The sequence below is a fragment of the Phytopseudomonas argentinensis genome (assembly GCF_900113905.1).
Lineage (GTDB): Bacteria > Pseudomonadota > Gammaproteobacteria > Pseudomonadales > Pseudomonadaceae > Aquipseudomonas > Aquipseudomonas argentinensis.
Genome location: NZ_FORC01000004.1, coordinates 27,955 through 40,571 on the forward strand (window position 1 = coordinate 27,955; position 12,617 = coordinate 40,571).

Genomic DNA, 12,617 nt, shown 5'->3' on the forward strand with positions numbered 1-12,617 from the left:
AATGGCGTTGCGCCTGTCATCAGTGCGCAACGTGCTGGTCTTCCAATGTGAGCCCTCGGGCTCGAGCAACTGAAGGAAATCCGTGATGCAAAACCAAGCCCACCTCGAACACATGACCGTCTGGGGCCTGATCACCGAAGCCAGCATCGTCGTACAGGCGGTAATGCTTTGCCTGGTGCTGGCCTCGCTGGTCAGCTGGTACCTGATTGTCCAGCGCGGCGCCGTGCTGCGACATAGCGAGCAGTTGGCCAAGGCCTTTCTCAAGCGCTTTCGTACCGACGAGATCGGTGGTCTGTACCGTGAAGGTAGCCAGCAGGATTTGCCGGCCGATGCCGCCTTGCAACGCATCTTCCTGGCCGGCTATCAGAGCTTCAGCCAGCTCCAGCCACATGCCGGTAATAGTCCGGAAGCCGTGCTCGACGGTGTCGAGCGCAGCCTGGCGGTGGCCATCGCCGAGCAGGAAGAACGCCTGGAGAAAGGCCTGCCATTTCTAGCCACGGTCGGCTCCGTGAGCCCCTATATCGGCCTGTTCGGAACCGTGTGGGGGATTATGAATTCCTTCCTCGGCCTGTCCCAGGTGCAGCAAGCCACGCTGTCCACCGTCGCCCCCGGAATTGCCGAAGCGTTGATCGCCACAGCCATCGGCCTGTTCGCCGCGATTCCTGCGGTGATGGCCTATAACCGTTTCTCGGCGCGCAGCCAGACGCTGATCGCCCGCTACTACGCTTTCGGAAACGAGTTGCAGGGGCGCCTGCACCGTCGCCTGAATGGCGCAGTGTCAAGCATGGCCGCGGCAGCCTGAGGAGGAGAGCACGATGCTGGTTCGACCTAAGCATAAGCACGGCCTAAAGGCCGAAATGAACGTGGTGCCCTATATCGACGTGATGCTGGTGCTGCTGGTGATCTTCATGGTCACCGCGCCGATGCTGGTTCAGGGCGTACAGATCGAGCTGCCCAAGGTGGCGGCCGAGGCGCTGCCAACGCCAGGTGAGCAACGCATTGTCACCCTGTCGGTGAAAGAGGACGGCAGTTTCTACTGGAATCTGGGCAGCGAGGTGAACATCGAGGCGCAAACCGACAGCGCAGTGGACAAGGATGAGATGCGCGAGAAGATCGCCGCACTGGTCGCCGCCAGTCCGGATACCCAGGTGTACGTTCGCGCCGACCAGAACGCCGACTATGCGTCGGTTGTGGCTGGGATCGCCGAGCTGCAGCGTGGCGGTGTCAGCCGCCTGGGCCTGATCACCGAGGCGCCCTGAGATGAACGGTCTGACCCTGGAAACGCCCGTGCCCCGTTTCATCTGGCCGGCCTGGCGTGAACATGGCTTCGCCCTGGGCGTGGCGTTAGCGCTGCATGCCGGGCTCGCCTACGTACTGCTTAACCTGTCCCACCAGGCGCCGATGCCGGTACCGGTTACCGCGGTGCTCACCACCCAGTTGATCACCTTGCCTGCGCCCGACGTAGCGCCGGCTGCACCGGTACATGCGGAGCCGCCTGCGCCTGAGCCGATGCCCCTCCCGGTGCAGGAACCTGAGCCTGTGGTCCAGGCACCGGTTGTGGAGCAGGCCGATCTCGCCTTCAAGCGAGTGGAGCAGGAGCGCCAGGAAAAGGCTCGGCAAGTGCAGCGTGAACGTCAGCAGCGTGAGCAAAGGTTACGCGATGAACGCCTCGCCCGTGAGCAGCAGCTGCAGGCGCTGAAGGAGCAGCAATTGGCCCAAGCCCGCCAGGCCGAGGCCGAGCGCCTTGCTGCAGCCGAGCGCCAGGCCGCGGCGAATGCGGCGGCCACCGCCCGCGCCGAGGCCGAAGCTGCCAGCCGCCAGTATCTGCCCATCGCCAAGCAAGCGCCGGATTATCCCGCGCGCGCCCTGGAGCGAAAGATCGAAGGGGAATGCACGGTCGCCTATACGGTCACCGCCGCTGGCAGGGTGGAAGATCCGCAGGTGGTGGGCAACTGCCACCCCATGTTCGTCAAACCCTCGCTCGCGGCTGCCAAGACCTTTCGCTACCAGCCCCGGGTCGTCAACGGCCAGGCGGTGGCCGTGGCCAATGTGAAGAACACCTTCAGTTATCGAATCCAATAAGATCCCTAGGCGGTTGGATATGTAAAGACAGCTTTTACCGGCCAAAAGCCGGTTCCGGTTCGTCTGTTCAAGATGAGCCCGCATCCGATCTTCGAGAACCGCTTTCGGCCAAAAGCGCGCGTTGCAATCGGGTTAGTCATTTAACGCTTCGTTTGAGGTCAGGGGCGCTATGCCGAGTGAGCAGGAGTCCTCGGAGATAAAAAAGATGCCTCTATTAGCGACTAAGATTTATCAGACGTGATACCTATTAGCCGAAGGAGGCCACGATGAGAGAGCCATTAACCAGTGATACGATCGCAACGGTCAAGGCTACGGCGCCTGCCCTGGAGCAGCGAGGCGTAGAAATCACAACGCGCATGTATGAAAGACTCTTTGTCGACCCCGAGATCAAGGCACTGTTCAACGAGGCTGCGCACATCTCCGGTGAGCAGCCTAAGCGTCTCGCCGCCGCTATCTTGGCGTTTGCGAAGAATGTGAACAAGGTCGACGTTCTCGAAGGCGCGATCGACAAGATCTGTCATCGCCACGTCGCCACCCATATCAAGCCTGAGCATTACCCTGCAGTCGCCAATGCGCTACTGCCTGCAATTCGGGACGTGCTTGGCGAAGCGGCTACTGATGAAGTTCTGGCGGCCTGGGGGCAGGCATATTGGTTCCTTGCAGACATCATGATCGAGCGCGAGAAGCGCCTTTATAGCCACGCCGAGACAAACTGACAGGCGTCCGCCGTCAACGCATTCCTCGCAGCCTAATGCCTTCGGAGGCATCTAGGCTGGCTTTGACCAGCCAGATATTAAATCGGCATTAACACGCGGCCTGCTCGTCAGCCCCGTTGGTCCTAGAAGCACCCTAGTGCTAAAACGATGCTTAAATCCGCCCGGTACTAATAATAAGTAGCTGATATAAAAAGAAAATCAGGTTTATCTCGTCCAATCCATCATCGGCGCCACGCAAAAGCGGCGGGACAAGACAGGGCCTGTGTTGGCGGGAATGGCGGATAATTCTGGGGGCATTTGCTTAAGTCTGTTCGCTGCTTAACAAGCCGGGTTGCCATTTTTTTGCCTGAGGCATCAGGACCATGGCAGGTGCATTCATTCGTGGGTGTGGCGGCAAGTGCGCGGAAAATATCCTGGCTGCGCGCCCATACACTCGCGCCGCACACCCCGGCTGCGGGTTCGGCTACGCCGGCCGTGAAGTTTTATCAAGAAAGCCGGCCCTCGACCGAAATGGTCTGCCGCGTAGGAGCAGCAGCCGGACTCCAGGCGTCGCGGCTGATCCGCGCGGGGCGCCATGGACCGCAGCGTCACTCGCCCCTGCATTGACCTTGTATTGCCGTTTGTCGAGCGGAGGGCACTTCGCGCAGTCAGCTTTTACCAAGCTAGTAAGCGCAGACGCTCTGCGCCGAATTGGGAGATCCGCTATGACAGTCGAAGAGAACAACGGCCCGGCAGCACCTTATCAAGGCCCATCGGTGAACAGCTCTACGCAGGGGCACGGTTCAAAGCAGGAGCAAGACGCCGTCAAATCGGAAGCAGGGCGCGATACTGACTCAGCGTCACCTGCCGACGATGAGGACGTGACCAATGGCGGACAGGATGGTGCGAAAACCAACTGATCGCCGCTGCGACCGAACGCTTGAAGCCCGGCACCTGCGCTGGGCTTTTTGCATTGTGGGGCCTTGTCCAAGGGGCTTTGCCATTTGCGAACCCGGAACCTTTTGATAGGCAAGGGTAACGAGCGACCTTACATGTCTAGCCTGGTGGCTCAGCTGCTGGTCATTGATAGGTGGCGATATCGTCATCCAGGGCGCTGATACCTTCGATTGTCTCGTCCACCAGTGAATGTCGCAGGTGGCTGACCAGGGCGCGGGCAGCGGGGGTTATGCTTCGATGAGGATTCATCAGCGCGTAGAGTTTCACTGATACCGGGCGTTCCGCTGGGCAGGCGCAGCGCAATTTGCCCGTCTGCAAGTCGCCGATGCACCCATGTACGGGCACAAGTGCCAGGCCCAGGCCTGCACGCGCGCCGTTGAGTGCGGCCTGATAGCTGCTCGCATACAAGGCGGCGCGTTCAGGCGATCGCTCGCCCGCAAGCGATACCCGGTGCCCCTTCCTGGCAGGTGATATCGGTACCAGCAGCTTGTGACTGGCTACCTCCGAAAGGCGCAGGGGGTTGCCAAGTCGTTCGACAAGCTGCGCAGTACCGACGATCGCTGTCTCCAGTGCGGCAAGCGGTCTGGAAACTACGTCATTACTGTCACCTGGCACATCGCAGAAGCTGAGCGAGGCATCCAGATGATTGCTCGCCAGGTCGGTCAGATGGTCCGCTTCGGTAATGCGCAGCGCTACATCGGGGTAGGCCTCCGTGAAGGTGCGCAGGCAGCCATACAGCCAGGGGGAAAGTATCCCCGGTGCCGAAAGATGCAACGGGCCGCGGGGAACGCCGGTTGCTTGCTTGGCGATGTCTTCCACGGCCTCGGCGGCGTGGAGCATTTCCAGAGCATGCTGGTAGATGCGTGAACCCGTGGGGGTCAGGTGGAGGGCGCCTGGCTTCCTGATGAGCAGCTGCACCTCCATGCGCTTTTCCAGCTGGATGATGCGTCTGCTCAGATTGGATTTGGCCATGCCTGTACGCTGCGCCGCAGCGGAAAAGCTACCGGCTTGGACAACGTGCACCAGCCAGTAGAGATCCGCCAGATTAGCGGCCAACAGTGACGAAGTGGGTGCTGGTTTTCGGGACGAACTGTGGTCGTATGTGGGACGCGGCATCATGTTTATCTACATGGCTTTGCGTTATCTTAGCGCGCTATCGATGGTGGGCCTTTTGCCGTGGCGGACGACGCTTTTACTTGAAAGGATATGCGGCGGCCGATGAGGGGCGTCTGCGGGGCCCATGTCGCCTATGGGACGAAATCATGCAGAACAATTTCAATAATGCACCGCATATCCTCGTCATAGACGACTCTCCAGAGGAGCTGCGTGGCGTCGTAGGTTTGCTGCGCCAGCAGCCCTGGCGTCTTTCGATGGCTAGCGATCCTCGTCAGGGTTACCAGCGTGCACTGGCGCTCAAGCCTGATCTTATCCTGCTCGACGTGCGCATGCCGGGAATGGATGGCTTCACCCTCTGCCGGCTGTTGCGCGAAGCCCCTGCGACTCATCGAACCCCGGTGATCTTCCTTACCTCTGCCGGTGCGGTGGAGGAGCGTGTTGAAGGGTTGACCCTGGGCAGCGTGGACTATGTGCTCAAGAGCTGCGACCCCCAGGAAGTCCTGGCGCGTATCCGTATCCACCTGCAGTTGTCATGGCGCGAGCCCGTATCGAGCGCAAGCGCTGATGAGGGTGAACCTGCGAATCAGGATGAAGTGTCACTGCGCGTCGCCATGCGGGTGATTACCCAGAACCTGGCGCAAATGCCCGCGCTGGCAGACATCGCCCGCAAGGCAGGCACCCATGAGAAACGCTTGTCGAGCATTTTTCGCGAACACCTGGGCAGTACCGTATTCGCCTATATCCGCGAAGTCCGGATACGGCGAGGGCAGGAGTTGCTGGCCGACAGTGCGATGGATATCCAGGACATCGCTGATCAGGTCGGCTTTCGAAGCGCGTGCAATTTCACCACCGCCTTCCGTGAGCGAGTTGGCATGACGCCGAGCCAGTATCGCCAGCAGGCGCAGGGTAAAGAAGATGCCCACGCAGCCGGTGAACGCCAGGAATGATCAGCTGATGTCGGTTCGCCTCAGCAACTGTCTGTGCCAGTTCGCCCTGTCATTGTCATGTTCTCTGCGGCTTCCCAGGCTTGCCGGTATCTGCGCGCTGGCGTGCCTGCTGCTATCGCTCAGCCCACCCGTGCTGGCCCTGGATGTTTGCCAGGCTTCGCGCGTAGACCTGGCGCCCCAAGCGAAGATCTTCGAGGATCCCAGCAGCCGGCTCGACGCGATGCAGGTATCGGCATTGCCTGAATTTCGTTTCCAGGCCGCCACGCCCGAGTTGCTGGGGCAGGAATACAGTCATTCGGCCTACTGGCTCAAGTTCGATCTGTACAACGGCCATTCGGAGGCATGTCGCCGCTGGCTTACGGTGGGCGAGCCGCGCTTGCATGACATCCAGGTGCATATCCGCAACGGTGATAACTGGAGCAGGCAGGTAGCGGGAGCCGCCTATCCCCTGGAACAATGGCCGGTGGTCGAGCGTCAGCCGGTGTTCGAGCTGCTGCTGCAGCCTGGCGAACGTGCGCAGGTGCTGGTACGCATCAGCACACCAACTTTGTTGCTGCTGCAACCGGTACTCTGGGACGAGACTGCGCTGCTGCAGGACCGGCAATGGGTATCTCTGGCTGACGGCATCACGCTCGGCATCGTGCTGTTGATCGTGCCGTTCAGCCTTGTGGTCGGTTGGATCGTGCGTTCGCGTCTGTTGGCCGTGCACGCCGCAACCGTATTTTCCTACGTGTTGGTGACGGTGGTTGCCAGCGGCTACCTGATTCTGTGGCCTGGCCTGATGGAGTGGAGTCTGCCGCTGTGGTCAGCGCTGAGCATCCTGTCATTTCTGTGCTTCGTGGCCTACGCCCGTGAATTGCTGCAGGTGCGTCATCTACCGCCGATGTGGAGCTGGCTTTACCACCTTGTATTGATCGCCTTTGCCGCTGCCTGCCTGTGGGGCCTTCTGGTCGACTCGGTGCAAGGCCGGCCCCTGGCCGAGTGGTGCACGCGCGTGGCAGCTTACATGTTGTTGCCGGCAACGCTGATGGTCGCCTGGCGCCGCGGTCTGGAACTGAGTTGGATGGCATGGGCGGTACCGCTATTCATGCTGTTACAGTTCCTGGTTCGTTACGTTTTGCAGCTCGATACGCTGCCCTGGCAGGCCCGCGCCAGTGTGCTCAGCCTGTCTTCGACCTTGCCGGGGGTGGCCATCCTGGTGTGTACCCTGGTCACCGAGGTGGTGCGTAGTCGGCGCCGCGAGCGGCATGCGCTGGCCGCCCTGGAGAACCAGCAGAGGGAAGAGCAGGAGCGCCTGGAGAGCACCGTGGCGATTCGCACTGGGCAGTTGCATGACTCGCTGCGGGCGCGTAGTTCGTTGATGGCGCGGATCAGTCATGATCTGCGTTCGCCGTTGGTGAGCATCATCGATTACGCGCGCATGGCACGGGTGGGCGTGGTTGACGACTTCCCCAGCAAGGTCGAGCGTAATGCCCGTCAGCAGCTGGATCTGATCGATGAACTGCTGGAGTTTTCCAAGAGCGAGCTGCAGCAGTTGGAACTCACCCTGGCACCCGGTTACCTGTACGGTTTCCTGCAGGAGCTGGAGGAGGAGGCCGGCTTCCTGGCGTCGCGGCAGAACAATCGTTTCGGCTGCTGTTTCGCCGATGATCTGCCTGCGCTGGTGCGTGCCGATTTCCGACGCCTGCGCCAGGTACTGCTGAACCTTCTCGGCAACGCGGCGAAATTCACTCACGACGGTGTGATCGTTTTCGAGGTGACGTGCCAGTACCCCGCGCCGGACCAGGCGCTGCTGTATTTCAGCATCAGCGACAGTGGCATTGGCGTAGACACCCATTCTCGAGACAGATTGCTCAAGCCGTTCCAGCGTGGCCAGGGAGTGGAAGGCTACGATGGCAGCGGCCTCGGCCTGTCGATCGTCACTCAGTTGCTGCAGATCATGGGTAGCGAACTCGAACTGCAGCGCCTGGAGCCAAAGGGCAGTCGCTTCAGTTTTCACCTGCCGCTCGCCTGTGCCAGCGAGGAGGAACTCGACAGCAGCTTCGTCGAGAACCATGGCGTGCACGTCGATGGCGATGGGCGGAAAATCCTGATCGTCGATGATGTGCCGCAAAACCGTGACTGGCTTGGCGATCTGTTGGCCGGTTATGGTTTCGAGGTGCAGGCCGCTGCCAGCGCTGCCGAGGTGCTCGAGCAGCTTCACTCGCAAACCTTCGATCTGCTGATTTCCGACATGCGCATGCCAGGCATGGATGGCTGGGAGTTGTTGAGCGTGCTGCGTAACCGCTGCCCAGCGCTTCGCGTACTGCTGTATTCAGCCGCACCGGCGTTGCGGCCCATGGATATGCCGGCCAGCCTGCGCTTCGATGACACGCTGCTCAAGCCCGCATCCAGCAGGGATCTGCTCACCCGTGTCGACCACCTGAGTCGTAGCGGCTGCCAGCCTCAGGAGGCCATGTGAGCAGGGTGACCCGGGCGTCTCTGTGGCTGATGCTTGCGCTTCCAGGCACGGCCCTGGCCGAAACGGCTGTTATCGAGCTCAGGGAGATAAGCGTTGTCGGCGTGAACCATAGTGAACAGCCCGCCCAGCGGGTTCCGGCCAGTGTCTCGGTATTCGATGGCGAGCAGCTGCAGGATGACGGCATGGACGACCTCGGCGCGTTGGCGCAGCGCGTTCCCGGCCTCATGCTGAGCGCTCCCAACCCGCGCTATACGGCCATCGGCATCCGTGGACTGGGGTCGAGTTCGGCCAACGATGGGCTCGACGGCAGCGTGGCGGTGTACCTCGATGGCGTGTACCTGGGGCGCCAGGGCATGATCCCGCAGGACTTCGTCGATATCGACCGGCTGGAAATCCTCCGTGGCCCGCAAGCCACGTTGTACGGCAAGAACGCCACGGCGGGGGCGATCAACCTGACCAGCCGGATGCCGAGTTTCGTCAACGAAGGGCAGGGCGAAGTGCGGATGGGCGAGGATGGCCTGCGTCACTACCGTGCCAGCCTGTCCGGGCCGCTGGTCGACGAGGTGCTGGCGGCGCGCCTGAGTGTCTATGACCTGAGCCGCGACGGCGATATCGACAACCGCTTCAATGGCCGCCAGCTCGACGAGCAGGATCGCCAGGGGCTGCGTGGGCAATTGCTGTGGACGCCCAACGAGCGCTTCAGCGCCCGGCTGATCGGCGAGTACGCGGTACAGGAAGAAAGCGCCGTGCTCACCGCCAGCCATCTGAGCGCGACGACCCGCCAGCGCGCCGCCTTCGTCGGCTACCAGCCGTTGCCGGTTGCGCCCTTTGCCCGTCGCGTCGAGCAGAACGACGGCAACAGCCTGGATACCGTGCAGCGCGGCCTGACCCTGCAGCTCGACCAGCAGTTGGACAACGAACTGACCCTGACCAGCATCACCGGCTACCGCGACTGGGATTACGACAGCCGCCACGATGCCGACAGCATGGCACTATCGGTGGCGCGCTCGGCGGTAGGGCTCGATCATCACCAGTTCAGCCAGGAGCTGCGCCTGGCGCAGTCGCTCGGCGAGCGTTTCGATTACCTGCTAGGCGTCCATTACCTGCAGCAGCGCTTGCAGCGTGACGTCGATGTGGCCTTCGGCCGTGACGCCGCGGCGTTCTTCCTTGGCGACCGCCCGGAAGTCACCGCCCTTGGCATCACCCCCGGCGTGGTGCCGCCTTCGCTGTTGCAGGGCGCCGAGCAGCACTTTCGCGGCGGGCAGGACAGCGACACCCAGGCCGTGTTCGGCCAGTTCACCTGGCGCCCCACGGAGCGTCTGGCCATTACCCCGGGGCTGCGTTACAGCCGCGAGCGCAAGCGTGGCGAGATCATCCGGCGGGTCGATGGCCTGGCTCCGCTTGGCATCGATCCGGTGTCGCAACTGGGTGGCCAACTGCTGCGCGATATCGCCCTGGGCGGCGCCTATGAGCGGCGCAACCGCATCGCGGAGAACAACCTGTCCGGGCAATTGGCGTTCAGCTACCGCTTCAATGAGGCGCTGGTGGGCTATGGGCGCTGGTCGAGGGGCTACAAGGCCGGCGGCATCAACCTGGAAGTCACCGGTGACGCCGTTGCCCCGGTATTCGGCGCCGAGCGCGCGACGGCTGTTGAGGTGGGCCTCAAGAGTCTTTGGTGGGACGAGCGTTTCGCGCTCGACGTGGCGCTGTACCAGACCGACGTGGACGACTACCAGGCACTCAGCAACAGCGAGCCGGCCGATGAGCTGTCACCGCCGTTGCGCGACAGCCTGATCAACGTCGGCAAGGTGCGCCTGCGCGGCATCGAGGTGGACGGGCGCCTGCAACTCACGTCCCAGGTCGGCTGGCACCTGGGCCTGGCCTTGAGCGATGCGCGCTATCGCTCTTTCGACAACGCACCCTGTGCTCCCGAGAGTGCGGGCGTGTCGTGCGATCTGTCAGGTAAACAGTTGTTCAACGCACCGCGTTGGAGCCTGGCCACCGGGGTCGATTACCGCAGGCCGCTGGAGGCCGGGCTGGAGCTGTTCGGCGCGCTCGATTACAGCTGGCGCAGTGGCTACTACGGTGTGCTGGAGCGCGGCACCGGCAGCTACCAGTCGGCTTACGGCCTGACCGACCTGCGTTTGGGCATTGGCCAGGCCAGCCAGCGCTGGGCCGTGGAGCTATGGGCGCGCAACCTGTTCGATCAGGACTACGCCAGCGCCTTCTATGCCACCCTGGGTTCCGGCGACTACGGGCTGTTGCCGGGGGCGCCGCGCAGTGTCGGGGTATCGCTGCGCGGCCGCTATTGAGCTACCGAGCGAGCACCACGAGGCACACTGCTAGGCGATCCGCAAACGTCCGGCCGGCCTGGTGTTCTCTTCGCGGCACAGTGCTGCGCTACTTTTCGTCGGCTTTGCAGGGGTTTTGCGAGTGATATCCGCTGCGGCAAAACCTTCGTCCGCTCATACAAAATCGACCTGCTCGGCGCGTGATTAGACTCCGTGGGCTCTTCATCCCCAGCTACGGCTGGCGGGTGGTTTCCCAATTTTCATGGAGTTGTACGATGCCAGTTCCTTACAAGGATTCCGTTCGCGCGGGCAAGCATCTGCTGTATTGCGCTGTTGTGCTGGCCGGTTCCGGAACCGCGCAGATAGCGATTGCGCAGACGCTGCCCGATGCAGGACAGCTGCTCAACGAGCATCAGCAGACGCGGCCTTCCGAGCCAGGTTCCACTCAACCGCCTGCCGCGTTCGAGTTGCCTTCCGGTACCAAAGGCAGCGCAACGAATTCCGGATTGCGCGTACAACTCAAGGCCATTCGTTTCAGTGGCGACACCGAGCTGGCCGAGATCGAGAACCTCACGGAACTGACCAAGCAGGTGCTGGGCAAGACCCTTGACCATGCAGGCCTGCAGCAATTGGTCGAGAGCCTGACCCGTTACTTGCGCGGCCGTGGCTACGTGTTGGCACGCGCTTATCTGCCTCGCCAGGATTTGACCGACGGCGAATTGGAGATCGCGCTCGTCAAAGGTCGCCTGCAGTCCGACGCCTCGCGTATCGAGGTCAACAGCGACACCCGTAGCAGCCCCGAGCGCCTGCGCCGGATCGCCGAAGCTGCTCTGCCAGAAAATAAGGTGTTGCGTGCCGAAGACCTGGAGCGAGCGCTGTTGCTGATCAACGATCAGCCGGGCGTCAGTGCTCAGTCGGCATTGGACATGGGGTCCGAACCTGGCACCAGCCGACTGCTGATCAATGCCAGGAAAGGCCCGCTCGTATCAGGCAACTTGTCCGCGGACAACTACGGCAATCGGAGCACGGGTACCGCTCGTGCCAACGCCCAGGTCAGCCTCAATGATCCGCTCGGCATCGGCGATCAGTTGAGCATTGGTCTGAGCAAGAGCACCGGCACCGATATCGTCGGTGCGTCCTACAGCCTGCCGCTGAATGCGTCGGGGCTGCGCCTGAATGCAGCGGGCTCCTACCTGCGCTATGAGGTCGACCAGGAGCAGTTTCGGCCTCTGGATCTGCGCGGCAACGCTCGCAGTGGGTCGCTGGGTCTCAGCTACCCGGTGATTCGCTCGCGGCTGCAGAACCTGAACCTCTCGGCCACCTACGAATACAAGGCCCTCGAGGATGAGGCCATAGGCATCAACTTGCGCGATCGCGAGTTGAACAACGTCATTCTGGCCATGAGCGGCAACCGCTTCGACTCCCTGGGCGGAGGCGGGGTGACCGACGCCATGCTGGCGCTGACCATGGGGGAGCTGGATCTCTCCGGCAACCGTGAAGATCAATTCGCCGACCGCGTAAGTGCCGGCAGCGATGGCAGTTTCAACAAGCTGAATCTGCGCGTTTCTCGCCTGCAAAGCCTGGGCGCCTCCAGCCCCTGGACGCTGTTTGGTGGCGTCTCGGCGCAGTGGGCCAGCGACAACCTCGACTCTTCGGAGAAATTCCTGCTCGGTGGCCCAGCCGGCGTGCGTGCCTATCCGGTTGGAGAAGCGTCCGGTGACCAGGGCTGGCTGGCCACCCTGGAACTGCGCCGAAATATCGCTCTGAACCTGCCCGGTGTCGTGTTGCAGGGATTGGGCTTTGTCGATACCGGCCGTATCTGGCTGCATCAGGACACCTGGCCAGGCTCGATCAACAACGCAAGTGACAGCAACCGGTATGACCTGCATGCCGTCGGGGTCGGCGCCAACCTGTGGGCTGGCAATTTCAGTGTGCGCACGGCCGTCGCGCGGACGCTGGACAACAATCCGGGGCGCAGCTCATCCGGTCTGGACGCCGATAGCCGTGCCAGCGACTGGCGCGCGTGGGTTCAAGCCTCTTACGCATTCTGATCTGCCCATTGCAGCCC

10 protein-coding genes are annotated in these 12,617 nt (G+C 62.1%); 9 read left to right on the forward strand and 1 reads right to left on the reverse strand.

The window, feature by feature from the left end; all coding sequences use genetic code 11:
• Window positions 1-85: 85 nt before the first annotated feature.
• From tolQ to BM154_RS23975, 5 genes are all read left to right on the forward strand, one after another.
• On the forward strand, window positions 86-802 hold the full coding sequence (tolQ, locus tag BM154_RS17880) for a protein TolQ (RefSeq protein WP_074887258.1): 717 nt from the start codon (window positions 86-88) through the stop codon (window positions 800-802).
• Between the two features lie 13 nt (window positions 803-815).
• Window positions 816-1,259 (forward strand): protein TolR, encoded by a 444-nt coding sequence (tolR, locus tag BM154_RS17885; RefSeq protein ID WP_074887260.1) that lies wholly within the window; start codon window positions 816-818, stop codon window positions 1,257-1,259.
• A gap of 1 nt (window position 1,260) precedes the next feature.
• A complete protein-coding gene (locus BM154_RS17890; protein ID WP_083414601.1) occupies window positions 1,261-2,082 on the forward strand; it encodes an energy transducer TonB in 822 nt (273 codons plus the stop codon).
• A 266-nt stretch (window positions 2,083-2,348) separates the two neighbouring features.
• The gene (locus BM154_RS17895; RefSeq protein WP_074887262.1) at window positions 2,349-2,798 is read left to right on the forward strand and encodes a globin domain-containing protein; all 450 of its coding nucleotides are present in this window, start codon (window positions 2,349-2,351) and stop codon (window positions 2,796-2,798) included.
• 704 nt (window positions 2,799-3,502) lie between these two features.
• The gene (locus BM154_RS23975) at window positions 3,503-3,697 is read left to right on the forward strand and encodes a hypothetical protein (protein ID WP_139225484.1); all 195 of its coding nucleotides are present in this window, start codon (window positions 3,503-3,505) and stop codon (window positions 3,695-3,697) included.
• A 160-nt stretch (window positions 3,698-3,857) separates the two neighbouring features.
• On the opposite strand, the gene BM154_RS17900 is transcribed toward BM154_RS23975, so the two are convergent.
• Entirely contained in the window at window positions 3,858-4,853 is a 996-nt protein-coding gene (locus BM154_RS17900) for a LysR family transcriptional regulator (RefSeq protein ID WP_244157214.1), read from the reverse strand.
• Between the two features lie 143 nt (window positions 4,854-4,996).
• Between BM154_RS17900 and BM154_RS17905 the strand changes: the two genes are divergently transcribed.
• The 4 genes from BM154_RS17905 to BM154_RS17920 all read left to right on the forward strand — a co-directional run bounded on the left by BM154_RS17905 (window position 4,997) and on the right by BM154_RS17920 (window position 12,600).
• On the forward strand, window positions 4,997-5,797 hold the full coding sequence (locus BM154_RS17905) for a response regulator transcription factor (RefSeq protein ID WP_083414602.1): 801 nt from the start codon (window positions 4,997-4,999) through the stop codon (window positions 5,795-5,797).
• A gap of 7 nt (window positions 5,798-5,804) precedes the next feature.
• Complete coding sequence (locus BM154_RS17910) at window positions 5,805-8,258, forward strand: hybrid sensor histidine kinase/response regulator (protein ID WP_083414603.1); 2,454 nt, start codon at window positions 5,805-5,807, stop codon at window positions 8,256-8,258.
• Between the two features lie 101 nt (window positions 8,259-8,359).
• Entirely contained in the window at window positions 8,360-10,570 is a 2,211-nt protein-coding gene (locus BM154_RS17915; RefSeq protein ID WP_244157216.1) for a TonB-dependent receptor, read from the forward strand.
• A 254-nt stretch (window positions 10,571-10,824) separates the two neighbouring features.
• The gene (locus tag BM154_RS17920) at window positions 10,825-12,600 is read left to right on the forward strand and encodes a ShlB/FhaC/HecB family hemolysin secretion/activation protein (protein WP_083414604.1); all 1,776 of its coding nucleotides are present in this window, start codon (window positions 10,825-10,827) and stop codon (window positions 12,598-12,600) included.
• The last annotated feature ends 17 nt before the right edge of the window (window positions 12,601-12,617 follow it).